Origin of the sequence: Streptomyces sp. enrichment culture, assembly GCF_964273255.1 — a bacterium.
Taxonomy (GTDB): Bacteria; Actinomycetota; Actinomycetes; order Streptomycetales; family Streptomycetaceae; genus Streptomyces.
Map to the genome: position 1 here is coordinate 400,705 of NZ_OZ186835.1, position 22,565 is coordinate 423,269.

The window sequence follows — 22,565 nt, forward strand, 5'->3', positions numbered from 1 at the left end:
GCCGTCACCGGGTCGGTTCGGCCCGGCCGATGCCCGCCAGGGCGGAGTACGGGCGGTCGGCCCTGGCCAGGTCGCCGATGCTGACCACACCCACGGGGCAGCCGCCGCGTTCGACGACGGGGAGGCGGCGCACCGCGTGCCGGCGCATGAGGTCCGCCGCGTGCTCGGTGGTGTCGTCGGGGTCCAGGGTCGCCAGGGGCGGCCGGGTGCAGACGGAGCCGACCGGCGTCCGCTGCGGGTCGCGCCCCGCGGCGACGGTCCGCAGCACGATGTCGCGGTCGGTGAGGAGGCCGAAGAGGTCGCAGTCGTAGGCCACCAGGACGTCCCCGACGTCGCGCTCACGCATCAGCCGGGCCGCCCGCGCCACCGTGGTCATGGGCTCCACGGACGCGGTGTCCGGCGACATCACGTCCCGTATCCGCCGGTTCATGGGCACCTCCGGGGGACGGGTGGGGCGGCGGCGGGTGTTCCGGGTCCCGCCGCTGTCCGCGTAGCCCGCGGGGCGGTCGGTAAACCGACGGTCCGGCGGGCGAGGGGCGAGGGGGCGAAGGGCGGGGGCGGCCGGACGCCGGGCGGACCCGTCGGCCTGCCGCCCCCACCTCCACCGGGTGACCGTTACCCGGCCGCTCCCGGGACCTCCTCGGTGACACCGTTGAGCGGTGAGGCCGGGTCGGTGCCGTACGGACGGGTCAGCACCTCCAGTCCGTGTCCGGCCGGGTCGCGGAAGTACACCCCGCGCCCGCCGTCGTTGCGGTTGATCCGCCCCGGATGCCGCCCCTGTGGGTCGGCCTGGACGGGCACCCCGGCGGCCACGAGCCGGCCGAGGACGGCGTCGAACTCGTCCTCCGACACGAGGAACGCGTAGTGCTGCACGGGGACGTCGTGGCCGACGGCGGCGAAGTCCAGCGTGACGCCGTTGGCGGTGGTGACGGGCAGGAAGGGCCCGGCGGGCTCCCCGACCTCCAGCCCCAGGACGTGCGCCACGAAACGGGCGGACTCCTCCCGGTCACGGGTCAGGACAATGGTGTGATCGAACTCGACTGACATACGGCAATGCCTCCACGGGCATCCACGGCGCCTCCATGCCTCACCCGGTCGGTGACCGGCACGCGATGCCGCGCCGGGAGCATAGGCGTCGCTCCGGACGCCGGTCGAGTGCTTTTCTCCGCGTGCTGCTCCGTGCGGCCCGCCGGTGGCCCTGACATCCGTCAGGGACCGGACGGCTGCCGCCGTCCCTAAGGTGCTGGACAGCGGCCCGCTCCGGCGCACCACGCCGGCCGTCGGACCGCTGCCACACTCACCGTCCATTGTTTCCGGGGGACTTCATGAAGCAGCTGACGCGCCGTACCGCCACCGCCCTGGTCGCGGCGGCCCTCACCATCGGCGGCCTCACCGCCACCGCACAGGCGGCACCCGACACCGCCACCACGCCCACCGCCGCCGCGCAGCCCGCGCGGGACTCCGGGGCGCTCGCGCCCACCGGCGGGGACCCGACCCTCACCGACGTCTACCTCTGGGCCACCGACGTCAACCTGCGCGCCCGGCCGACGCGCCAGTCCAACGTGCTGGCCGTCCGCTCCCGGTACTGGCTGGACGCGGTCTGCCAGACGCGCGGCGAAACCGTCACCGATCCCGCCGTCGGCACCAACAACTGGTGGACCGCCGTACAGGAGTTGTCGGGCAGCGACATCGCCTGGGTGAACAACCTGTATCTGCGGGGCGGCCAGAAGATCGCGGGCGTCCCCGACTGCTGAGCCGGCGCACCGGGCGCAGGCAGGTGGCGGGCCACCGTACCCGGCGGCCCGCCCTGTGCCCGCCCTCCGCCGCCGCGGCCCGGCTCGCGCCCCTCGGGCACGGACCGGGCCGCGGCCGGTACCGGCCGGATCAGTACCAGCCGGACCGATTACGGATCAGTACCAGCCGGTCTGGGCCCAGACATGGCCGTCGCAGGCCAGCAGGGCCCGCGACACCCGGCCGTTGAGGTTGTTGCCGATCTTCGTGTAGGCGTAGGTGATGCCGGCGTCGACGGTCTCGGAGACCCAGCCGTCGGACCGGCCCACCCCGTTGTCGGAACGCTCCAGCACGGCCTCGCAGTTGGTGCGGGAGTTCTCGATGCGGGCGAAGGACCCGCACGTGGCGGAGTAGAAGTACTTCAGCGCCATGCCCTCGGCGTACCGGGTGGCCCCCACTTGCCGGAAGGTGCCCGCGCAGCCGCTGACGGTGGGGTACTGCCCCTCCCTGGCGTAGGCACCGTAGTTGCCGCCCGAGTACGGGGCGGCGTGCACGGACGTGGTGGGGAGGAGTGCCATCACGGCGGCGGCGCCTCCGGCGGCCAGAAGGGTCCTGAGCGGACGGCGGCTCATGGTCGGGCTCCTTTTCCTGGGTCTTCCAGCTCGACGTGGTCACACCGGGCGGGGCGGCGGCCGGCACTCCGGCCCGGGCACCCGTGCCCCGGTGACTGACCGCGACCGTACGGGCACCGGGAGCCGCGCCGACACCTGACAGGTATCAGGGTGGGGACTCCGGCCCCCGACCCCCGGCGGGGAGCACACCCCGCCTTTCCGCCCCTCGTCACCGGCCTCGCGGGCAGCCCGCTCGTCGGACACGCTGTCGGAACGCCGTCGGACGGCGTGCCGTCCGGGGGGTCACCGAAGAGTGCCGGTGCCCGCACCGGAGCCCGGCGCCGGGCCTGGTGCAGGGCCGGTCGAGGGGCCCGGGCCGGTGCCCCTACTGCGTCGGGGCAGCAGGCCGAGGTGCTCCTCGCGCACCAGGCCGAAGCGGAGCGCGACGGAGGCGAGGCGGGCGCGCTTGGCTCCGGTACGGCCGCCCTCGGCCCCCGGTGCGCCCTCCTCACCCGTGTCGAGGCGGAGTTTGGTCAGGGCGAGGTAGTCGATGTGGTAGTTCACCGCGGAACGGGTCAGGTCCCGGCAGGAGGGGAGCGGACGCAGCCGGTCGACGATCTCCCCGGCCCCCGGGAGGGCCGTGTCCGACGCGTCCCGCAGCCGTGGTTCGCACAGCGCCACCAGAACCAGGAAATACTTGGCCGTCGGGTCCAACGCGAACGGGTGGACGGTCTGTTCGCCCAGTCCGTCGGCGGACTCCTCGCCCAGATAGGCGTGTTGCGGAGCGAAGACCTTGAAGCCCGCCGTACCGGTCAGGGCCGGCAGGACGACCCGCGAGAACTCGAAGGGCACCGGCGCGCCCAGCCTGCCGGGGGCGACGGTGAGGTATTCGCCCGCGCCCTCCAGGTTCTCCACGGCGTAGGAGACGGTGCGGCTGAAGTTGGACAGCCGCCAGTAGTCGCCGGCGGCCTCCACCTGCCCGGCGCGGCGGGAGATGCCGGGGTCGTCGAGCGCGATGGCCACTCCCCCGCTCCCGGGCAGCGCCCGGCCGAAGTCCACCACATCGCCCGGCCCCAGATGCAGCAGCTCGGGCCTGCCCGGACCGCCGCGCGGTGACGGCATGAGGTCCGGTAACTGAACGATGATCGTCTCCACTTGGGCGCACCCCCGCTCGGTCGCGCAGCAGTCTAGGGGTGCCTGCCGGACACCTCCCAGGGCTCCCGCGCGTCGCCCGGCGGCCGCTCCTCGGTACGGGCCGCCTCCGCCACACGGTCGGCCGCCCAGGTCAGGAAGGAGCGCACGGCCTCCGGCGGCAGGGTGCGGGCGTCGCGGCGCGGCCGGTCGAAGCTGCTCAGCGCGTCGTCGATGAGCGGCCGGAAGGCGGGCTCGGAGCCGGCGACGGCACGTGCCGCCTCCCGTTTGGCGCACCAGCGGCCCGTACGGCAGAACACCACGGAGCGGCAGCCGTTGAGCACCCGGTTGTCGGCCAGGTGGCCGTCGCCGTCGGCGTGTTCGCGGACCGAGGCGCCGAGCGCCCGCAGCACGGCACGGCGCTCGGGCTCGGCGACGGCCTCGTGGGCCGGCCGGCCGTGGAGCGAGCGCCCGGCGCGGGCGGCGACGGAGCGGTCGATGACGTACCAGAAGGCCGGGGACTGCGAGGGGTCGAAGCTCACCTTCCCGGGCAGCTGAGGGCCGGTGTTCAGGTCGAGCAGGTAGCCCGCCTCGGCGGACGGGCGGGCGGCGAAGCCGGCGTCATAGACCGTCAGTTCGAGCCCGGCCGCGGGGCAGGGCAACGCGGGGTGGGCGAGGGCGGCCGCCAGTTCGGAGAGGGCCGCGCGGGGCAGGGAGGGGTCCACGACCACCGTGACGTCGACGTCACTGCGTCCATGCCGGTAGTCGCCGAGCGCGACGGAGCCGACGGCGAGGACGCTCACCGGGCGGGTGCCGCAGACGGCACGGGTGCGGTGGACCAGTTCCGTCAGGTAGGGCCCCAATTCCGGCGGCAGCGGCGCCCGCCCGGGCCCGGGGCCCGACGGGGAGGACGCGGCGGCCCCGGACGGCGGGAGGCCGGCGGGGGGCGGGGCTTCGGCGGGGGTGGGGTGCGGGGGCGCCGCGGGGTCGTTCTCCGCGTACCTCATGAGGCGTCCGCGTCGCCACGCTCACCGGCACCGGCACCGGCACCGGCACCCGCATCGGCACCGGCATCGGCATCGGCACCGGCGTCCTTGTTGCCACCGGTGTCGGCCGTGGTGCCGTCGGGACCGGCTTCGTCGGCCCAGAGGTCGTCGCTGTCGCAGACCCGGGCGCCCATGTTGCGTTCCATCATCCGCAGGGCGGCGTCCGCGAGGTCGGCGTGGATGTGGGCGACGGCGTCGCGGGGCACGACCACCTGGAAGTGGCGGATGTGCGCGTCGAGCGACGAGTAGAGCACGCACTGTTCGGTCACCTGCCCGCAGAGCACCAGCCGCTCGATGCCCTGCTGGTTGAGGAGGTAGCCGAGCGGGGTCTCGAAGAAGATCGAGTGGCGGGCCTTCACCACGAACAGGGAGGAGTCGTCGGGGCGCAGCGGCTCGACCAGCCGGGCGTGCGGCCCGGACAGGGCGCTGTCCAGCAGCTCCCCGTGGTGCGAGCGCCACTGCCCGAAGTTGTCGTTGACATAGATGACGGGGACGTCCCGCTTCCTGGCCCGGTCGATCAGGCCGGAGACGACCGGTACGACGGTCTCCGCCGAGGGCAGCAGCAGTTCGGCGTCCGGGTGGTCGTACGTATTGATCATGTCGATGACGATGAGAGCGCTCTTGGCCATGTCACCAGGGTTCCCCGTCCGGAGGAATCGAGCGACCCGTGCCGGCCGGGCGCCGGCGGACGGAGCGGGAAGCGGTTCCGGTCCCGGCCCCCGTCGGGTCAGCCGCCCGCGGCCGACGCGGTGCGCGGGACGGCCCCGGTGCGCCGGGCGAGGGCTCGGCGGACGCCGGTGACGGTGTAGGCGAGGGCGGCGGCGGACACCAGGCCGAGCAGGATCAGACCGAGCGCGTAGTCATGGCGGACGCCGTAGAGCGAGCCCATCACCAGGGGCGGGAGGAAGCCGCCCAGTCCGCCCGCCGCGCCCACGACGCCGGTGACGGAACCGACCTGGGCCGCCGGGGTCACCAGGGCGACCAGGGCGAAGACCGCGCCGCTGCCCGCGCCGAGCGCGGCGGCCATGGACAGGAAGGTGACGGTGCCGACCGGGGCGAGCGAGGGCGTCGCCGCCTGGACCAGGGCGGCGGCCACGACGACTCCGAAGACGCCCACGAGGACCCGTACGGGTCCGGCCCGGTCCGACAGCCAGCCGCCCACCGGTCGCATGGCCACCGCCAGCAGCACGAAGCCGGCCATCCGGTTCGCCGCGTCGGCGTGGGTCAGCCCGTAGCCGGTCTTGAGGTAGGTCGGCAGATAGACGGAGAAGGCGACGTAGCCCCCGAAGGCGACGGCGTACAGGGCGGACGCCTGCCAGGTGATCGCAAGCCGTGCCGTGCCCGCGAGCCTGCGCGGGAGCGGCTCCGAGGGCACCGCGCGCCCCGGCGCGTCCCTCAGCAGCAGCCGGGCGGCGACCGCGTACACCGCGAGCACGACGGCGGTGAGGACGAACGGGGTCGCCATGCCGTTCGCGTCCACCAGCTTGACCGTGGTCAGCGCACTGATCGCGGTGCCGCCCATGCCCATGCCGAAGACACCGATCGCCAGGCCGCGCCGCTCGGGCGGGAACCAGGCGTTGACGAACGGCACCCCGACCGCGAACGCGGTACCGCCGACGCCGAGGAGGAACCCACCGATCAGCAGGGCGGGGAGCGAGGAGTGTCCGGCGAGCCCCAGGTACAGGACCGGCACGATCGTGACCGCCGAGACGAGCGGGAACATCGTGCGGCCGCCGAACCGGTCGGTGAGGGCCCCCACCGGGATGCGTCCCACGGAGCCGACCACGACGGGCACCGCCACCAGGAGGGACGACTCGAAGGAGGACAGGGCGAGTTCGTCGTGGAACCTCGGACCGAGCGGGCTCAGCAGCGCCCATGCCCAGAAGTTCACCGCGAAGCCGATGGTCGCCATGGCCAGCATGAGCCAGGCGCGGGCGGGAACGGGGGGCGGGGCGGTCTTCCTGTGCGCTGTGGCCGACGGCTTCGGCATGCCGTCCTCCCCTTCGTCTGTGGGTTGTCCGCCGCATCCGCTCCGTCTGCGGGTGGTGCGCCGCATTGGCGGAACGGTCGAGGCGACCGGCCGTCGGGGTGGCCGGCGAGGCGCTCGCGCCCTCCCGCCCACGATGGCCCGGCGGCGTCCTCCGCACCACGGGGCCGTCCGTCCCGGAGGCCCGCCGCAAGGGTCCCGGGGACGGGGTCCGACCGTCCCCGCCGAACCCCGCCGCCTGCCGGGTCACCCCGGCGCCGGGTCCATGCGCCGAGGGCGGGGCGCGCCGACCGGGGACGCTGGTGGAGCGCGCGACCGGGGGCGCTGGTGGAGCGCGCCGTGGGGGGACGGCACGCCCCCCGAGCGAGTCACGGCCGAACGGGCGGGCGCGGCGGGGGCCGGGCAGGCGGGCACGGCAGGGAGGCCGGGCAGGCGGGCGAGGCAGGGAGGCCGGGCAGGCATGGGCGCGCCGGTGTCCAACACCGGGCCCGCATCGGAGTGCGCCGGTGAGTACCGGCCCGTTGAGCCGACCCGTTGCGCGGAATCGTTGAGCCGGCCGGTTACGCCGACCAGTTGCGCCGACCGGTTGAGCCGGCCGGTCGCACCGGTGGGCGCGCGTCGCCGGCGCCGCTGACGGCCGCGCGTGTGCTGCTCAGTCGGCGACCGGGCGGGCCCGTGGCGTGAGGGAGGCGCGGGGTGTGCGGCCGCCTTCCGGGCCGTAGCCGAAGCGGATCAGGAGGTGCGGACTGCGGCGCCGCCGGGTCCCGGCGACGGCCGCCCGCAGGTCGGGCCACTCCATCGCCTGGTGGAGGATCGAGGTGCGCAGGCCGTGAGCGGTGGCCACCAGCAGGGTGCGTTCCATCGCCTGTCCCGCCCGCAGCCAGTCCTCCCTCCGGTCGCGCGGAGTCCACAGCAGCGCCACCTGGGCGTGCCGTTCGAACCGCAGGGCGGGCGGCACCAGGCCCGGCGGCAGGGGGCCCGTGAAGTCGCGCATCGGCATGCGCCCGCCCGAGTCGCGGGGGCCGACCGCGGCCAGCGGGACGCCGTAGGGGGTGTCGGTGCCGGGGGCGGTGACCCAGGCCCGGGACTCGGCGGTGCGGCCGGGGTGGGCGCGGTTGCGGGCCTCGCCCGCACCGGTCAGCCGCAGCAGGCGGCGGGTCCCCGGGATGTCGGGCACGTCGAGGTGGGCGCCCTCCGCCCGGGCGGCGCCGACCATCTCGGCGACGATCCCGTCCGGCACCGGGCGGCCGGTGAAGGGCATGCGACTGGTGTGCCGGCGCCCCACCGCCTCGTGGAGCGAGGCCAGGCCGGACGGCACGCCGGCGATCGGGTCGGAGAGCAGCACGGTGGCCAGCAGATCCGGCTGGTGCGGGTCGGGCAGCAGGCGCACCACCGGGTCCCAGCCGCCGTGGGCCGCGGCGACCCGGAGGTTGAGGACGGCCGCCCCCACGGAGAGGTACTGCGCCCGGGCGTGCGGGTCGGCCAGGGGCAGGATCCGGCGCCGGTCGGCGCGCACCTCCACGGTGCCGGTCGCCGCGTCCAGGCCGAACCGCCAGGGCTGGGTGTTGTGGATCGAGGGCGCCGCGACCGCGGCGGTGAGCAGCGCCTCCACGGCCGTCGCGTCCACGGGTCGACTCTGCTGCATGTCGGCTCCTTCTCCCGGACTCCCCGTGAAGCCCAGCCTGCGCCGTCCTCCCGCCCCGGGCGAGGGTCGACCGGGGCCGCCGACGGGGCCATGTGGCCCGGGCCCGTCGCGGCGGGCCCGAGGCAGTGCCGTGCGGCGGGGCGCGTGCCGTGCGGTACGGGACGCGGTCAGGGGGCAGCGGTGGCCGTGCGGCACGTCCGCCGCCCGCGCGGTGTGCCGTACGGTGCACCTGTGACCGCGTACAGCCCCGAGAGCGTCCCGGGCCGCCACGGCCCCTTTGCCACCACCGAGGCCGCACCCCATGAGGTGGGCCCGGTCCGCACCGAGTACGCGCCCGTGCACGACGGTGACCCGGATCCCGGGGAGATCGTCTGGACATGGGTGCCCTACGAGGAAGCCGACGGGCGGGGCAAGGACCGGCCGGTGCTCGTCGTGGCGCGGGAGACGGGCGGGACCGTCCTGGCGGTGCGGATGTCGAGCAGGCCGCGCAACGGTGACCGGGACTGGGTGCCGATCGGCGCCGGTCCGTGGGACCGCACCGGCCGCGACTCCTGGGTCGGCGTCGACCGGGTGCTCCGGCTGCACGAGGAGGGCATGCGCCGGGAGGCCTGCGCCCTGGACCGGATGCGGTTCGACCTGGTGCGCCGGCGGCTGCGGGAGCGCTACGGCTGGAACTGACGGCCCCTTCCGGTCCGGTCTGCCACGGGTCCGGTCCTCCGTGCCGGGCCCGGACACCGCCCCGCCGGTTCAGGGCGCGACCGGGGCCTCCGGCCGGGCCGCGAGGCCGGCGAAGGCGTGCTCGAACGCCGCGCGGGTCGTCCCGGCCCGTGTGCGGTCCAGGACGGCGAGGACCACGTGGTCGAAGACCCCGGCGAAGCGCCCTCCGGGCCCGAGCAGGGAGCGGAACGCCCCGGCCACCACGGCCGGGTCGTTGCGGAAGACGCCGCAGCCCCAGGCACCGAGCACGAGACGCCGGTGGCCGACGGCCGCCGCCGTCTCCAGCACCCGTCCGGCGCGCTGCGCGACGGCGCCGGGGATCTCGGCGGCCCGTTCCGGCGTGCGGCGCAGGACGACCCCCGCGTTGGGCGCGGCCGAGGTGAGGAAGCCGGTGGTGAACGGCTCGTCGAGCAGGCGGCCGCGGTCGTCGCGGAAGACGGGCACGGCCGGTGAGTGGATCACGCGGTCCGTGTAGAACGGGTCCCGGTGGGTGCGGTGGTGCTCGTAGAACTCGGGGACCCGCAGCAGGCAGGTGTGCAGCGCGGAGGCACGGCACAGGGCCTCCTCCTGGGCCTGGGCCCCGTTGAGGTAGCCGCCGCCGGGATTGCGGGCGGAGGCGAAGTTCAGCACGGCGGGCGCGCTGTCCGGCCCGTCCGGCTCGTCCGGCCCGTCCCGCCCGTCCTCGCGCCGTACCGGCGCGGTGACCAGGCGCCGGGCGGCCTGCAGGCTGCTCTCGCCGGTGACCTCGATCCGCGTGGCCGTCGGCCGGACGTCCGGGACCGGCACCGGTCGCGGACCGAACAGGCGGGTGCCCTCCCGCGCGGCCTCGACGGCTGCCGCCAGGTCGTGCTCGCGGCCGTCCGGGGCGCGGTAGCGGCCCGCTGCGACGATGCCCTCCGTCTCGCGGGCGAGGCCGCGCAGCCGCGCGCTCACGCCGCGACCCCCGTACGCGCCGTGACCGGGCGCCGCGCGGTCTCCCCCGTGTTCCTCATACGGGGATCCTGGTCGGTCACGAGCGGGCCGTGCAACGGATTTTCCCGGCGTCCGAGGGCCGCGGAACGGGCGGAAAAGCCCCGGCGAACGGGCGGAACGACAGGATGACGGGCCCTGATCGCCTGTCCTCGCGCCCTTGTGCGCCGGCGCCGGGAAGGTTTTGAGTGGACGGGTCGTGACCGGTTCGGGGGGCTGGGATCCCGGACCGGTGGCATCGTGGACCCCCAGAAGGAGTCCGACATGTCCGATCCGCGCAATGCTCCCGGTGCGCCGGGAGCCCTGGTGACGGAAGCCGAGGCGGAAGCCGTGGTACGGGGCATCTGCTTCAAGACGGGACCGCCGCGCCGCCTCGGCGTCGAGGTGGAATGGCTGGTCCACGAGCTGCGGGAGCCGCGGCTCCCCGTCACACCCGAACGGCTCGAAGCGGCCTACGCGGCGCTGCGGCCCGTTGCCCTGAGATCCGCGCTCACCGTGGAACCCGGCGGTCAGCTGGAGCTGAGCTCGCCGCCCGCCGCCACGCTCATGGAGTGCGTCAGTACCGTCTCCGCCGACCTGGACGCCGTCCGCGCGGTCCTGCGCCGGGACGGTCTGTGCCTCGTCGGCCTCGGCCACGACCCCTGGCACACCCCGCGCCGGTTCCTGCGCGCGCCGCGCTACGACGCGATGGAGGCGTGCCTGGACCGCACCGGGCCCGCGGGCCGCTCCATGATGTGCGCGTCGGCGTCCGTGCAGGTGTGCGTCGACGCCGGGTACGAGGAGCCGGGCCCGCTGGGCCACGTCCGCCGCTGGTGGCTGGCCCACCTGCTGGGCGCGGTGCTGGTGGCCGTGTTCGCGAACTCGCCGCTGGCCGGTGACCGGCCGACCGGCTGGCGTTCCACCCGGCAGCTGCGCTGGGAGCAGATCGGCCCGGGCCGGGCGGGCGGCCCGCTGCTGGACGCGGATCCGCGCGGCGCGTGGGCCCGGCACGTCCTGGACGCGCCGGTGATGTGCGTACGGCAGGACGGCGGGAGGGCGTGGGACGTGCCGGACGGGCTCACGTTCCGCGCGTGGGCCCGCTCCGGGGTGCCCCGGGCCCCGACCCGGGACGACCTCGGCTACCACGCCACGACGCTGTTCCCGCCGGTACGGCCGCGCGGTCACCTGGAGCTGCGGATGATGGACGCGCAGCCCGGCGACGACGGCTGGATCGTGCCGCTGGCCGTGACGGCGGCCCTGTTCGACGATCCGGAGGCGAGCGAGACCGCGTACCGGGCGGTGAAGCCCCTGTCCGAGCGCGCGCTGGGCCTGCCCGCTCCGCACAACCCGCTGTGGCGGGACGCGGCCCGCACCGGGCTGGCCGACCCGGAGCTGCGGGAGACGGCCGCCGCCTGTTTCGCCGCGGCCCTGGAGGCGCTGCCCCGGCTGGGCGCCACGACGGAGGTGGTCGACGCGGTCGCCGCCTTCCACGAGCGCCACGTGGCCCGCGGCCGGTGCCCCGCCGACGACCTGCTCGACGCCGTGCACACCACACCGTCCGGCGGCCCGCCGTGGCCCGCGCCGCTTCCGCACGGGAAGGACTCCCCCTCATGACCGACCCCGCACAGGACGCCGACGCGCTGCGGGAGCGCGCGGTCGCCTCGCTCGTCACCGCTCGGGAGCGCACCACGCTGCTGACGAGCTGCGTCGACGAACCGGACCTCACCGCGCAGCACTCGCCCCTGATGTCGCCGCTGGTGTGGGACCTCGCCCACATCGGCAACCAGGAGGAGCAGTGGCTGCTGCGGGCCGTGGCCGGCCAGGAGGCGCTGCGCCCCGAGATCGACGGCATCTACGACGCCTTCGAACACCCCCGTGCCGAGCGGCCCGGTCTGCCGCTGCTGCCGCCCGCGGAGGCCCGCAGGTACGCGGCCGAGGTGCGCGGCCGGGCCCTGGACGTGCTGGAGGCGGCCGCCTTCACCGGGGCGCGGCTGACGGAGGCCGGGTTCGCGTTCGGGATGATCGCGCAGCACGAACAGCAGCACGACGAGACCATGCTGATCACCCATCAGCTGCGGCAGGGGCCGCCGGCGCTGACCGCACCGGACCCGGAGCCGGTCCCGTTGTTCACCGGGCCGTCCGAAGTGCTGGTGCCCGGCGGGCCGTTCACCATGGGCACGTCCACCGAACCGTGGGCCCTGGACAACGAACGGCCCGCGCACCGGCGGGAGATGGCGCCGTTCCACATCGACACGACGCCGGTGACCAACGGCGCGTACCAGGCGTTCATCGAGGACGGCGGTTACGACGACCCGCGCTGGTGGACGGCGGAGGGCTGGGCCCACGTGCGCCGGGCACGCCTGTCGGCGCCGTTGTTCTGGCGGCGGGACGGCGGGCAGTGGCTGCGCCGCCGGTTCGGGGTCACCGAGGTGGTGCCGCCCCACGAGCCGGTGCTGCACGTGAGCTGGTACGAGGCCGACGCCTACGCCCGCTGGGCCGGACGGCGGCTGCCCACCGAGGCCGAGTGGGAGAAGGCGGCGCGGCACGACCCGGCGGGCGGCCGCTCCACGCGCTACCCGTGGGGCGACGCCGAGCCGGGTCCCGGGCACGCCAACCTCGGCCAGCGCCACCTGCGTCCCGCCCCCGTCGGCAGCTACCCGGCCGGGGCGTCGCCGCTCGGGGTGCGCCAGCTGATCGGTGACGTGTGGGAGTGGACGGCGAGCGACTTCCTGCCGTATCCCGGGTTCCGGGCGTTCCCGTACAGGGAGTACTCGGAGGTGTTCTTCGGGCCGGAGCACAAGGTGCTGCGGGGCGGCTCGTTCGCCGTGGACCCGGTGGCCTGCCGGGGGACGTTCCGCAACTGGGACCTCCCGGTGCGGCGGCAGATCTTCTCCGGGTTCCGCACCGCCCGTGCGGCGGAGGGTTCCTGATGTGCCGTCATCTGGCCTACACGGGGCCCGCACTGCCGATCGGGGCACTCCTGGTGGATCCGCCGCACGGCCTGTACCGGCAGTCCTGGGCGCCGCGCCGGCAGCGGTACGGGACGGTCAACGCCGACGGGTTCGGGGTCGGCTGGTACGCGGACGGCGATCCGGTGCCGGCCCGGTACCGGCGGGCCGGTCCCGTGTGGGCCGACCTGTCGTTCGCGGACCTGGCCCGGGTGGTGCGCACCCGGGTCCTGCTCGCGGCCGTGCGGGACGCGACGCTGGCCGGCGCCGACGCGGAGGCCGCGGCCGCGCCGTTCGCCGCGGGGACCTGGCTGTTCAGCCACAACGGCGCGGTGCCCGGCTGGCCGGACTCGCTCGCGCCGCTGGTGCCGACCCTGCCGGCCGGGGACCTGCTGTCGATGGAGGCCCGCAACGACTCCGCGTTCGTGTGGGCGCTGGTCCTGGCCCGGCTGCGCGCCGGGGACGACGAGGGGCAGGCCCTGGCCGACACGGTGGTGGAGGTCGCCGAGGCGGCGCCGGCGGCCCGGCTCAACCTGCTGCTCACCGACGGCGACACGGTCACCGCGACGGCCTGGGGCGACAGTCTGTGGTACCGGTCGCGGTCCGGCGGCGGCACGGTGGTCGCCTCCGAGCCGTACGACGACGATCCGCACTGGCGCGAGGTCCCCGACCGCACCCTGCTCGCGGCGAGCGGCACGGACGTGCTGCTCACGCCCCTCAAGGACCCGGCCGCCGCTCCCGGCGCCCGCCCCGCCCACTCGGCCCGCCCCGCCGGTGCCGCACCGCACGTGTCCGACGCCCGCACCGAGGAGCCCCGCACGTGAGTCCGTTCCAGCTGACCCGCACCCTGCCCGAGGACGCCACGGACGCCGCCCTGCGCTCCGACGTCCGGCACGGCCTGACCCGCAGCCCCCGGACCCTGCCGCCGAAGTGGTTCTACGACGCGCACGGCAGCGAGCTGTTCGAGCGGATCACCGAGCTGCCCGAGTACTACCCGACCCGTGCGGAGCGGGAGATCCTGCTCGCCCGGGCCGGCGAGATCGCGGCCGTCACCGGCGCCCGCACCCTGGTCGAGCTGGGCTCGGGGTCGTCGGAGAAGACCCGGCACCTGCTCGACGCGCTCACCGGCCTGCACACCTACGTGCCGGTCGACGTCAGCGGGAGCGCCCTCACCCGGGCGGGGCAGGCCCTGGCCGCCGAGCGGCCGGGGCTGCGGGTGCACGCGCTGATCGCCGACTTCACCTCGTCCCTGACGCTGCCCGACTCCCCCGGCCCCCGGCTGGTGGCGTTCCTCGGCGGCACCGTCGGCAACCTGCTGCCCGACGAGCGGGCCGGCTTCCTGGCGTCCGTCCGCGGGCTGCTGGCCCCGGGCGACGCGCTGCTGCTCGGCACGGACCTGGTCAAGGACGAGGAGGTGCTGGTCCGGGCCTACGACGACGCGGCCGGGGTGACGGCCGCCTTCAACAAGAACGTGCTGACGGTGATCAACCGCGAGCTGGGCGCCGACTTCGACCCGGACGCGTTCGCGCACGTGGCGGTGTGGGACGCGGAGCGGGAGTGGATCGAGATGCGGTTGCGCTCCCTGTCGGCGCAGACGGTGAAGATCCCGGGTGTGGGGCTCGTCGTCGACTTCGCGGAGGGTGAGGAGCTGCGCACCGAGGTGTCGGCCAAGTTCCGCGAGGACGGGGTGCGGGCCGAACTCGCCGCCGGCGGGTTCGAGCTGACCCGGTGGTGGACCGACGAGGAGGGCCGGTTCGCCCTGTCGCTGAGCGTGGCCCGCGAGCAGTGACCGCCCGTCCGGGCGCTTCGACGGCGCCCGGGCCTTCCGCGTCACGTCGGCGCCCCGGCCCACCCCCTGTCGGTGGCGTCCGCGCCGGCGTCCGGACGACGGCGGGGCCGGGACCTCCGGGGGCCGGAGGCCCCAGGGCCCGGCCTCCGGGCGGGGGTCGTCCGGAGGCCGGTCCTGCGGGCCGGGCCTCCCGGCCGCCCCCGCCGCCTCGCCCGCCGTCCCCCGGCCCCCGGCCCCCGGCCCCCGGCCGGTCAGTGCACGTTCACCTCCAACGCCTCGGTGATGCGCCGTGAGGCGCGCCGGCCCTCCTGCTCCGGGTCGGCGCCCTTGAGGACCTTCGTCATGAAGTCCTTGATCGGGTTGTCCGCCTCGACCCGGCCCCACTCCGGCGTGCTCGGGGTCGCCCGGCCCCGGGCGGCGCCGGCCGCCATGGCCGCGACGGCCTCCTCGCCTCCGACGGTGTCGGCGAGGGTGGTCTTGTTGGGCACGTAGTTCATGGTGCGGGCCAGGTCGGTGTTCCACTTGGTCCCGACGAGTTCGGAGACCACGGCGACGGCGGCCTTGCGCTGGTCGGTGACCGCGGGGATCACCAGGTCGGAGCCGCCGGTGAAGACGGCGCCGGGCCGGCCGGCCTTCCGCCCGGGGACGGGGAAGTAGCCCAGCTCGTCCTCCAGGTCCGGGTTCTCCTTGAGGACCGCGCTCACCACGCCGGGGACGGCGACGATCTGGGCCACCTCGCCCCGGGCGAACACGCCCGCCTGCGGCGGGTGTTCCTCGTCGGCATCGACGGGGCCGTCCCCGAGGGCCTGCAGCCGCCGGTAGAAGTCCATGCCGCGCAGCGCGGCGGGGCTGTCCAGGGCGCCGTGCCAGACCCCGTCGCGGTCCTCGGCGAGTTCGCCGCCCTCCTCCCAGATGAACCCCGCGAGGGTGTACCAGTCCTGGCCGGCGAGGTAGATGCCCTGGGTGCCGCCGGTGTTGAGCTGCTCGGTGACGGCCAGCCATTCGTCGCGGGTCTTCGGCGGGGCGGTGATGCCCGCCTGCCGGAAGAGGTCCTTGCGGTAGATCACGACTCGGTTGGCCGCGTACCAGGGGATTCCGTACTGGCGCGAGCCCCACTTGCCCGGTTCGGCGAGGCCGGGCAGCCAGTCGTTGCTGTTCCAGTCGCGCAGGGACTCCAGGGTGAGGTCGAGCAGTTTCTCGCCCTCGGCGTACTGGGTGACCTGGGTGTTGCCGACCTCGATCACGTCGGGCCCGTCGGACTCCTCGTCGTCCAGGGCCCGTTGCACCTTCTCGCCGATGCCGGTCCAGTCCTGGATGCGGATGTCGATGTCGATGTCGGGGTGCCGGCGTTCGAAGTCCTCGGTGAAGCGGTCCAGGTAGTCCTGCGAGGCGCTGTGCCGCATGAGCCACACCGTCACGGTCTGCCGCTCCGTGGAACCGCCGGGCATGAGGCCGCAGCCGCCGAGGAGGGTGGCTGACGCACAGACGAGGGCAAGCAGACGAGGTCTCACGAGGGGTCCTGTTCTGTCTGACGGGACAGTGCGGGGCCCGGCGTGGGGGGACGAGCGGGAGCTCGGCTGGGTTACCCGCATCTTGGTATGGACCAATGAGAACGGTCAAGGGCCGTGGGTACCCGGCCGCTGTCTCGCGCTCCGCCGTGCCGTGGGGCACGGTGGAGTGACTCGTGTTGCAGGCGGTGTCCGCTGCGGGACGCGGAGCCGCCACGGAGAGGAGCCCTCGCATGTCGAACCACACGTACCGCGTCACCGAGATCGTCGGCACGTCGCCCGACGGTGTGGACCAGGCCGTCCGCAACGGCATCGCCCGTGCCTCGGAGACCTTGCGCAATCTGGACTGGTTCGAGGTGACCCAGGTGCGCGGTCACATCGAGGAGGGGGAGATCCGGCACTGGCAGGTGGGCCTGAAGGTCGGTTTCCGGCTGGAGGGCACGGACTGAACCGTCCGAGCGGTCTGCCCGGCGCCGCGGACGCGATCGGCACGTCCGGCGGCGCGGACGGGGCCGGCACATCCGGCGGCGCGGACGGCAACGGGCACGTCCGGCGGCACGGACGCCGACCGGCACACCCGGCGGCGCGGACGGCAACGGGCACGTCCGGCGGCACGGACGCCGACCGGCACACCCGGCGGCGCGGACGGCAACGGGCACGTCCGGCGGCACGGACGCCGACCGGCACACCCGGCGCCGCGGACGCGATCGGCACGTCCGGCGGCGCGGACGGGGCCGGCACATCCGGCGGCGCGGACGGCAATGGGCACGTCCGGCGGCACGGACGGGGGCCGGCACGCCCGGCGGCACGGACGGCGACCGGCACACCCGGCGGCGCGGACGCCGACCGGCACACCCGGCGGCGCGGACGGGGCCGCACCTGATTCAGGTGCGGCCCTCCCGCTCCTGAGCGGCCTTCAGGTCGCCCGAGGGAGTCGCCCACCGGGCGTGGAGCACGGTGAAGCCCGCTGTGCGGGCGTCCGCGCAGACCAGTTCGTCGTCGTCCACCAGGACCCGGACCTCCCGGCCGCGGGCCAGCCGGCGCAGCACGGCCAGCTTGGTGAACCGGGCGGGCCGCCGGTCGGTGTCGCCCCGCATGTGCAGCGCGCCCTCCGGCAGCCCCTGGGCGGCGAGCCACTCGGTCGTGTCGCGGCGGCAGCGCTCGGGCCGCCCGGTGAGGTAGACGATCTCGCACTCCCGCGCGCTCTCGTGCACCAGCGCGATGCCCTCGGCGAGCGGCGGGTCGTGCGGGGCGGCGGCGAAGAAGGCGTCCCAGTCACGGGGCCTGCGCTCCAGGAACCGCTGGCGGTGCGCGGTGTCGGCGAGGGTGTTGTCCAGGTCGAACACGGCCAGCGGACGCCGCTTGCTGCTGTGGGTCACGCGCCCAGCCTAGAGGCTCGGCCCGGCAGGGGCGGGGCGGAGGGCGTCAGGCCCGGAGGGCCGGTGGCGGGAGCGGCGGGTGGCCGCGTCCCCACCCGGGGCGGCGGGCGGCGGGAATGACCCGTCGGCCCAGGCGTTGGAAAGGGTGTGACCTCCCTGCTCGCCCGAACCCGTTTCTCCGTCCTGGACCGCTCCCGCACCCGGGAGGGCCACACCGATGCCGAGGCGCTGCGCGACACCGTGCGGCTCGCACAGGAGGCGGAGCGGCTCGGCTTCCACCGGTTCTGGGTCTCGGAGCACCACGGCGTGCCCGGGGTCGCCGGTTCGGCGCCGACGGTGCTGGCGGCTGCCGTCGCCGGGGCGACGCGGACCATCCGGGTCGGCACCGGCGGGGTCATGCTGCCCAACCACCGGCCGCTGGTGGTGGCCGAGCAGTTCGGGGTGCTGGAGTCCCTGTACCCGGGCCGGATCGACATGGGGCTGGGCCGCTCGGTCGGTTTCACCGACGGGGTGCGCCGGGCCCTGGGCCGTGACAAGGAGGACGCGGAGGACTTCGGGGCGCAGATCGACGAGCTGCTGGGCTGGTTCCGGGGCACGTCGCCGACCGGGGTGCACGCCCGTCCCGCGGAGGGCCTGGTCGTACCGCCGTTCGTCCTGGCCATGGGGGAAGGTGCCGGGATCGCCGCGCGGGCCGGGCTGCCGATGGTCATCGGCGACCTGCGCGGCCGGGAGCGGATGCGGCGCGGCATCGAGCGCTACCGGTCGGAGTTCCGGCCCTCCGTGTGGGCGGACGAGCCGTACGTGATCGTCTCCGGGACGGTGGCGGTGGCCGCCGACCGGGAGAGCGCACGGCGGCTGCTGGTGCCGGAGGCGTGGTCGATGGCCCATGCGCGCACGCGCGGCACGTTCCCCGCGCTGCGGCCGGCCGAGCGGGTCGAGGAGACGGCGATGACCGCCAAGGAGCGCGAGCTGTACGCCGCCGGACTCACCGGGCACATCGCCGGGACCCAGGATCAGGTCGCGGAGGCGCTGGAGGCGGTGCTGGCGGAGACGGGCGCCCAGGAGGTGCTGGTCACCACCAGTACCTACGACCGCGACGCCGTGCTGGACTCCTACCGGCGGCTCGCCTCGCTGGTGGGCACGGTCGAGAGTGCGCGCCGGTGATGCCACCGGCGCGCACCCCGGCCGCGGGTCACTCCGTGCGGCGCTGCTTGTGCGGCAGGTCCTCGACGCCCTCCGCCTCGATGCGCTCCTTGCGTACCTGACCGCGGACCGTCTCCTGGTCGGTCTCCTCCTCCGTGGTCATGCGCACCCGTTCCACCGGGACCGTCTCGGTCTCCACCACCGGACGTTCCTCGTGCAGGGTGACCTCGTGCTCGGCCTCGGAGATCTCCGGTCCGGACAGCGCCTCGTCGCGGTTCTCGGCGGTGATGGGCTCCCGTTCCACGCGCACCTCCTCGCGGCGCACGGGCACGGTCTGCTCCACCTCCTCGGTCACCACGTACTTGCGCAGCCTGGCCCGGCCGGTCTCGCGCCGCTCGACACCGACGTGCATCTCCTCCTCGGAGCGCGTCATCGCGTCGTCGCCGCGGGTGCCGGCGTCGTGCCCGGCGGTTCCCGCCGTGCCGGCCATACCGGCAGTACCGGCCATACCGGCCGTGCCCGCCGTACCGGACGCCGTGGCGTCGTCGTCGGCGTGTCCCGGCTCGTCGGACAGCACGTTGTCCCAGTTGATGCCGTAGTAGTCGTACAGCCGGTGTTCCTCGGACGCGGAGAGGTGTCCGCCCGCGTCGACGTCCACCTTCGGTGCACCCTTGACCTTGTCCTTGCGGTACGGGACCTCGAGGTGGTCCTCGACCAGGGTGGCGTCGTGGATGGGGACGAACGACTCGCTGGAGCCGAACATGCCCGTCTTGACGCTCACCCACTCCGGGCGCCCACTCATGTCGTCGAAGAACACGTGCTTGGCGTCACCGATCTTGTTGCCGTCGCCGTCGTAGACGGGGTGGTCCAGCAGGATCGGGATCTCATCGCGGGTGATCATCTGATGTCACCCTCCTTTCGGTGCTCCTCCCTTCCGGTTCTCCGCCAAACCGCCACAGAAACTGACATGTGCCGCAAGAGGCACTTGATTTCCCGCAGTGCTCACCCCTGGCCACCGTGCCTCCACCGGTCCGGACGGCGCCCGCACGGCCCGGTGCGGCGTGCGCCAGGGGGCGGCGGTCGGTGTGCGGGCAGGGCGTCAGCGGGGCGGACACCTCCACCTCGGCGACCAGTCCGCGCACGAACACGGGGCGGAACCGGAGGAACCTGTGGCACAGGACGGGCAGAACCCGTGGCAGGACGGGGAGAACACGAGGCGGGACCGGGGTTGAGCACCACGCCCGGTCCCGCCCGTCCGCCCGTGCGGCGAACGCTGAGGGGCGGCGTTACCGCTTGGCCGCCTTGCGGGTGGCGCGCAGCCACTCCTTGTTCATGCCGGTGATGGAGGTCAGCGGGATGCCCTTCGGGCAGGCGGTGGCGCACTCGCCGGCGAGGGTGCAGCCGCCGAACCCCTCCTCGTCCATCTGCGCCACCATGTCCAGGACGCGGGTCTCGCGTTCGGGGGCGCCCTGGGGCAGCACGTTGAGGTGGTTGACCTTCGCCGCGGTGAACAGCATCGCCGCGCCGTTGGGGCAGGCGGCGACGCAGGCGCCGCAGCCGATGCACTCGGCGTTCTCGAAGGCGAGGTCGGCGTCCGGCTTGGGCACCGGGGTGGCGTGCGCCTCCGGAGCGGAGCCGGTGGGCGCGGTGATATAGCCGCCGGCCTGGATGATCCGGTCGAAGGCCGACCGGTCCACCACCAGGTCCTTGATCACCGGGAAGGCGGCGGCCCGCCACGGCTCGATGTCGATGGTGTCGCCGTCCTGGAAGGACCGCATGTGCAGCTGGCAGGTGGTGGTCCGCTCGGGCCCGTGGGCGTCGCCGTTGATGACGAGCGAACAGGCGCCGCAGATGCCCTCGCGGCAGTCGTGGTCGAAGGCGATCGGGTCCTCGCCCTTGAGGATGAGTTCCTCGTTGAGGGTGTCGAGCATCTCCAGGAAGGACATGTCGGCGGAGATGCCGTCCACCTCGTACGTGGACATGGTGCCTTCGGCGTCGGCGTTCTTCTGCCGCCAGACGCGCAGGGTGAGCTTCATGCGTAGCTCCGCTGGGTGGGGTGGACGTACTCGAAGACGAGGTCTTCCTTGTGCAGGGTGGGGGCGGTGCCCGTGCCGGTGAACTCCCAGGCCGCCGCGTAGGCGAACTCGTCGTCCTTGCGCTCGGCCTCGCCGTCGGGGCTCTGCGACTCCTCGCGGAAGTGGCCGCCGCAGGACTCGGTGCGGTGCAGCGCGTCGAGGCACATCAGCTCGGCGAGTTCGAGGTAGTCGACGATGCGGTTGGCCTTCTCCAGCGACTGGTTGAACTCCTCGCCGGTGCCGGGGACCCTGATCCGCCGCCAGAACTCCTCGCGGATCTGCGGGATGCGCTCCAGCGCCTTGCGCAGGCCCGTCTCGTTGCGGGCCATGCCGCAGAACTCCCACATCAGTTCGCCGAGTTCGCGGTGGAAGGAGTCCGGGGTGCGGTCGCCGTCCACGGACAGCAGCAGGTTGAGCCGGTCCTCGGTCTCGGCCAGCGCCTCCTGCACCGCCGGGTGGCCGGCGTCGACCTCCTCCTTGTGCGGGTTGCGGGCGAGGTAGTCGTTGATGGTGGCCGGCAGGACGAAGTAGCCGTCCGCCAGGCCCTGCATCAGCGCGGAGGCGCCGAGCCGGTTGGCGCCGTGGTCGGAGAAGTTGGCCTCGCCGATCGCGAACAGGCCCGGGACGGTGGTCTGGAGGTCGTAGTCGACCCACAGGCCGCCCATCGTGTAGTGCACGGCCGGGTAGATCCGCATCGGCACCCGGTACGGATCCTCGTCGGTGATCCGCTGGTACATGTCGAAGAGGTTGCCGTACTTGGCCTCGACGGCCGCCCGGCCCATCCGCCGGATGGCGTCGGCGAAGTCCAGGTAGACGCCCTGGCCGCCCGGGCCCACGCCCCGGCCCTCGTCGCAGACGTTCTTGGCGGCGCGGGAGGCGATGTCCCGGGGGACGAGGTTGCCGAAGGAGGGGTAGATGCGCTCCAGGTAGTAGTCGCGCTCGTCCTCGGGGATCTCGTTCGGCGGACGGGTGTCGCCCTTGGCCTTCGGCACCCAGATGCGGCCGTCGTTGCGCAGCGACTCGCTCATCAGCGTCAGCTTGGACTGGTGGTCACCGGTGCGCGGGATGCAGGTGGGGTGAATCTGGGTGAAGCAGGGGTTGGCGAAGTACGCGCCGCGCCGGTGCGCCCGCCAGACGGCGGTCGCGTTGGAGTTCATGGCGTTGGTCGACAGGTAGAAGACGTTGCCGTAGCCGCCGGTGGCGAGGACGACGGCGTCCGCGAAGTACGTGTCGATCCTCCCGGTGATCAGGTCGCGGGCGACGATGCCGCGGGCCCGGCCGTCGACGACGATCAGGTCGAGCATCTCGGTGCGCGGGTGCATCTCGATGTTGCCGGCGGCGATCTGCCGGGACAGCGCCTGGTAGGCGCCGAGCAGGAGCTGCTGGCCCGTCTGGCCGCGGGCGTAGAAGGTGCGGGAGACCTGGACGCCGCCGAAGGAGCGGGTGTCGAGCAGGCCGCCGTACTCGCGGGCGAAGGGCACGCCCTGGGCGACGCACTGGTCGATGATCTCCACCGAGATCTGGGCCAGGCGGTGGACGTTGGACTCGCGGGAGCGGAAGTCGCCGCCCTTGACGGTGTCGTAGAAGAGGCGGTGGATCGAGTCGCCGTCGTTGCGGTAGTTCTTGGCGGCGTTGATGCCGCCCTGCGCGGCGATGGAGTGGGCGCGGCGCGGGGAGTCCGTGTAGCAGAACTGGATGACACGGTAACCCTGTTCGGCGAGCGTGGCGCCGGCGGAGCCGCCCGCGAGCCCGGTGCCGACGACGATGACGGTCTGCTTGCGCCGGTTGGCGGGGTTGACCAGCTTCGCCTCGAAGCGGCGCTTGTCCCAGCGTTCGTGGACGGGTCCGGCGGGTGCCTTGGTGTCGGCGACCGGCTCGCCGGTCCGGTAGTCGGCGTACGAGGTCAT

At 74.5% G+C, this 22,565-nt stretch carries 21 protein-coding genes and 1 pseudogene; 8 read left to right on the forward strand and 14 right to left on the reverse strand.

Annotated elements, in window-relative coordinates; genetic code table 11:
- Window positions 1–4 precede the first annotated feature (4 nt).
- Together ACSU53_RS01810 and ACSU53_RS01815 are read right to left on the reverse strand one after the other, a co-directional pair.
- Window positions 5–430, reverse strand: coding sequence for a CBS domain-containing protein (locus ACSU53_RS01810; RefSeq protein ID WP_437024448.1), 426 nt, complete (start codon window positions 428–430; stop codon window positions 5–7).
- Window positions 431–615: 185 nt separating this feature from the next.
- On the reverse strand, window positions 616–1,047 hold the full coding sequence (locus ACSU53_RS01815) for a VOC family protein (RefSeq protein WP_437024449.1): 432 nt from the start codon (window positions 1,045–1,047) through the stop codon (window positions 616–618).
- A 278-nt stretch (window positions 1,048–1,325) separates the two neighbouring features.
- Between ACSU53_RS01815 and ACSU53_RS01820 the strand changes: the two genes are divergently transcribed.
- Window positions 1,326–1,754, forward strand: coding sequence for a peptidase M23 (locus ACSU53_RS01820; protein ID WP_437024450.1), 429 nt, complete (start codon window positions 1,326–1,328; stop codon window positions 1,752–1,754).
- A 156-nt stretch (window positions 1,755–1,910) separates the two neighbouring features.
- Here the strand turns inward: ACSU53_RS01820 and ACSU53_RS01825 are convergent, their stop codons facing one another.
- From ACSU53_RS01825 to ACSU53_RS01850, 6 genes and pseudogenes are all read right to left on the reverse strand, one after another.
- Entirely contained in the window at window positions 1,911–2,363 is a 453-nt protein-coding gene (locus ACSU53_RS01825; RefSeq protein ID WP_437024451.1) for a hypothetical protein, read from the reverse strand.
- A gap of 282 nt (window positions 2,364–2,645) precedes the next feature.
- A complete protein-coding gene (locus tag ACSU53_RS01830) occupies window positions 2,646–3,497 on the reverse strand; it encodes a serine/threonine protein kinase (protein ID WP_437024452.1) in 852 nt (283 codons plus the stop codon).
- Between the two features lie 32 nt (window positions 3,498–3,529).
- Window positions 3,530–4,480, reverse strand: a complete 951-nt coding sequence (locus ACSU53_RS01835; protein WP_437024453.1) for an aminoglycoside adenylyltransferase domain-containing protein — start codon at window positions 4,478–4,480, stop codon at window positions 3,530–3,532.
- 137 nt (window positions 4,481–4,617) lie between these two features.
- Window positions 4,618–5,148: pseudogene (locus ACSU53_RS01840) on the reverse strand (cysteine hydrolase family protein); the annotation flags it as partial.
- 98 nt (window positions 5,149–5,246) lie between these two features.
- On the reverse strand, window positions 5,247–6,509 hold the full coding sequence (locus ACSU53_RS01845; protein WP_437024454.1) for an MFS transporter: 1,263 nt from the start codon (window positions 6,507–6,509) through the stop codon (window positions 5,247–5,249).
- A 649-nt stretch (window positions 6,510–7,158) separates the two neighbouring features.
- Complete coding sequence (locus ACSU53_RS01850; RefSeq protein ID WP_437024455.1) at window positions 7,159–8,151, reverse strand: Acg family FMN-binding oxidoreductase; 993 nt, start codon at window positions 8,149–8,151, stop codon at window positions 7,159–7,161.
- A 231-nt stretch (window positions 8,152–8,382) separates the two neighbouring features.
- Here ACSU53_RS01850 and ACSU53_RS01855 point away from each other — a divergent pair, with 231 nt between their 5' ends.
- Window positions 8,383–8,829 (forward strand): type II toxin-antitoxin system PemK/MazF family toxin, encoded by a 447-nt coding sequence (locus ACSU53_RS01855; RefSeq protein WP_437024456.1) that lies wholly within the window; start codon window positions 8,383–8,385, stop codon window positions 8,827–8,829.
- Window positions 8,830–8,898: 69 nt separating this feature from the next.
- Here ACSU53_RS01855 and ACSU53_RS01860 read toward each other — a convergent pair whose 3' ends face one another.
- Window positions 8,899–9,801 (reverse strand): TIGR02452 family protein, encoded by a 903-nt coding sequence (locus ACSU53_RS01860; protein ID WP_437024457.1) that lies wholly within the window; start codon window positions 9,799–9,801, stop codon window positions 8,899–8,901.
- 300 nt (window positions 9,802–10,101) lie between these two features.
- Between ACSU53_RS01860 and egtA the strand changes: the two genes are divergently transcribed.
- Genes egtA through egtD form a run of 4 tightly spaced genes read left to right on the forward strand, consistent with a single transcriptional unit; the run spans window position 10,102 to window position 14,553 of the window.
- Entirely contained in the window at window positions 10,102–11,430 is a 1,329-nt protein-coding gene (egtA, locus tag ACSU53_RS01865) for an ergothioneine biosynthesis glutamate--cysteine ligase EgtA (RefSeq protein ID WP_437024458.1), read from the forward strand.
- Complete coding sequence (gene egtB / locus ACSU53_RS01870; RefSeq protein WP_437024459.1) at window positions 11,427–12,746, forward strand: ergothioneine biosynthesis protein EgtB; 1,320 nt, start codon at window positions 11,427–11,429, stop codon at window positions 12,744–12,746. The genes egtA and egtB overlap by 4 nt, the downstream gene beginning before the upstream one ends.
- Window positions 12,746–13,588: an ergothioneine biosynthesis protein EgtC gene (gene egtC / locus ACSU53_RS01875; RefSeq protein ID WP_437024460.1), complete on the forward strand. Its 843-nt coding sequence runs from the start codon at window positions 12,746–12,748 to the stop codon at window positions 13,586–13,588. The genes egtB and egtC overlap by 1 nt, the downstream gene beginning before the upstream one ends.
- Window positions 13,585–14,553: an L-histidine N(alpha)-methyltransferase gene (gene egtD / locus ACSU53_RS01880; protein ID WP_437024461.1), complete on the forward strand. Its 969-nt coding sequence runs from the start codon at window positions 13,585–13,587 to the stop codon at window positions 14,551–14,553. The genes egtC and egtD overlap by 4 nt, the downstream gene beginning before the upstream one ends.
- Before the next feature lie 251 nt (window positions 14,554–14,804).
- Here the strand turns inward: egtD and ACSU53_RS01885 are convergent, their stop codons facing one another.
- Window positions 14,805–16,064 (reverse strand): extracellular solute-binding protein, encoded by a 1,260-nt coding sequence (locus tag ACSU53_RS01885; RefSeq protein WP_437024462.1) that lies wholly within the window; start codon window positions 16,062–16,064, stop codon window positions 14,805–14,807.
- Between the two features lie 230 nt (window positions 16,065–16,294).
- On the opposite strand from ACSU53_RS01885, the gene ACSU53_RS01890 reads away from it, so the two are divergent.
- Window positions 16,295–16,510, forward strand: coding sequence for a dodecin (locus tag ACSU53_RS01890; RefSeq protein WP_362099908.1), 216 nt, complete (start codon window positions 16,295–16,297; stop codon window positions 16,508–16,510).
- A gap of 435 nt (window positions 16,511–16,945) precedes the next feature.
- Here the strand turns inward: ACSU53_RS01890 and ACSU53_RS01895 are convergent, their stop codons facing one another.
- On the reverse strand, window positions 16,946–17,440 hold the full coding sequence (locus ACSU53_RS01895; protein WP_437024463.1) for an LNS2 domain-containing protein: 495 nt from the start codon (window positions 17,438–17,440) through the stop codon (window positions 16,946–16,948).
- 147 nt (window positions 17,441–17,587) lie between these two features.
- On the opposite strand from ACSU53_RS01895, the gene ACSU53_RS01900 reads away from it, so the two are divergent.
- Window positions 17,588–18,604 (forward strand): LLM class flavin-dependent oxidoreductase, encoded by a 1,017-nt coding sequence (locus ACSU53_RS01900; RefSeq protein ID WP_437024464.1) that lies wholly within the window; start codon window positions 17,588–17,590, stop codon window positions 18,602–18,604.
- Between the two features lie 28 nt (window positions 18,605–18,632).
- Here ACSU53_RS01900 and ACSU53_RS01905 read toward each other — a convergent pair whose 3' ends face one another.
- The 3 genes from ACSU53_RS01905 to ACSU53_RS01915 form a co-directional block, all read right to left on the reverse strand.
- Window positions 18,633–19,484: a DUF2382 domain-containing protein gene (locus tag ACSU53_RS01905; protein WP_437024465.1), complete on the reverse strand. Its 852-nt coding sequence runs from the start codon at window positions 19,482–19,484 to the stop codon at window positions 18,633–18,635.
- A gap of 385 nt (window positions 19,485–19,869) precedes the next feature.
- Window positions 19,870–20,619 carry a succinate dehydrogenase/fumarate reductase iron-sulfur subunit gene (locus ACSU53_RS01910; RefSeq protein ID WP_437024466.1) on the reverse strand — a complete coding sequence of 250 codons (750 nt, stop codon included), beginning with the start codon at window positions 20,617–20,619 and terminating at the stop codon, window positions 19,870–19,872.
- Window positions 20,616–22,565 (reverse strand): fumarate reductase/succinate dehydrogenase flavoprotein subunit, encoded by a 1,950-nt coding sequence (locus tag ACSU53_RS01915; protein WP_437024467.1) that lies wholly within the window; start codon window positions 22,563–22,565, stop codon window positions 20,616–20,618. Before ACSU53_RS01915 ends, ACSU53_RS01910 begins: the two co-directional genes overlap by 4 nt.

Coding starts and splice junctions, on each gene's coding strand:
- ACSU53_RS01815 (WP_437024449.1), bottom strand. CDS start 1,047: ATGTCAGTCGAGTTCGATCACACCATTGTCCTGACCCGTGACCGGGAG.
- ACSU53_RS01835 (WP_437024453.1), bottom strand. CDS start 4,480: ATGAGGTACGCGGAGAACGACCCCGCGGCGCCCCCGCACCCCACCCCC.
- ACSU53_RS01910 (WP_437024466.1), bottom strand. CDS start 20,619: ATGAAGCTCACCCTGCGCGTCTGGCGGCAGAAGAACGCCGACGCCGAA.
- egtA (WP_437024458.1), top strand. CDS start 10,102: ATGTCCGATCCGCGCAATGCTCCCGGTGCGCCGGGAGCCCTGGTGACG.
- ACSU53_RS01850 (WP_437024455.1), bottom strand. CDS start 8,151: ATGCAGCAGAGTCGACCCGTGGACGCGACGGCCGTGGAGGCGCTGCTC.
- ACSU53_RS01820 (WP_437024450.1), top strand. CDS start 1,326: ATGAAGCAGCTGACGCGCCGTACCGCCACCGCCCTGGTCGCGGCGGCC.
- ACSU53_RS01890 (WP_362099908.1), top strand. CDS start 16,295: ATGTCGAACCACACGTACCGCGTCACCGAGATCGTCGGCACGTCGCCC.
- egtB (WP_437024459.1), top strand. CDS start 11,427: ATGACCGACCCCGCACAGGACGCCGACGCGCTGCGGGAGCGCGCGGTC.
- egtC (WP_437024460.1), top strand. CDS start 12,746: ATGTGCCGTCATCTGGCCTACACGGGGCCCGCACTGCCGATCGGGGCA.
- ACSU53_RS01905 (WP_437024465.1), bottom strand. CDS start 19,484: ATGATCACCCGCGATGAGATCCCGATCCTGCTGGACCACCCCGTCTAC.
- ACSU53_RS01810 (WP_437024448.1), bottom strand. CDS start 430: ATGAACCGGCGGATACGGGACGTGATGTCGCCGGACACCGCGTCCGTG.
- ACSU53_RS01825 (WP_437024451.1), bottom strand. CDS start 2,363: ATGAGCCGCCGTCCGCTCAGGACCCTTCTGGCCGCCGGAGGCGCCGCC.
- ACSU53_RS01845 (WP_437024454.1), bottom strand. CDS start 6,509: ATGCCGAAGCCGTCGGCCACAGCGCACAGGAAGACCGCCCCGCCCCCC.
- ACSU53_RS01915 (WP_437024467.1), bottom strand. CDS start 22,565: ATGACCTCGTACGCCGACTACCGGACCGGCGAGCCGGTCGCCGACACC.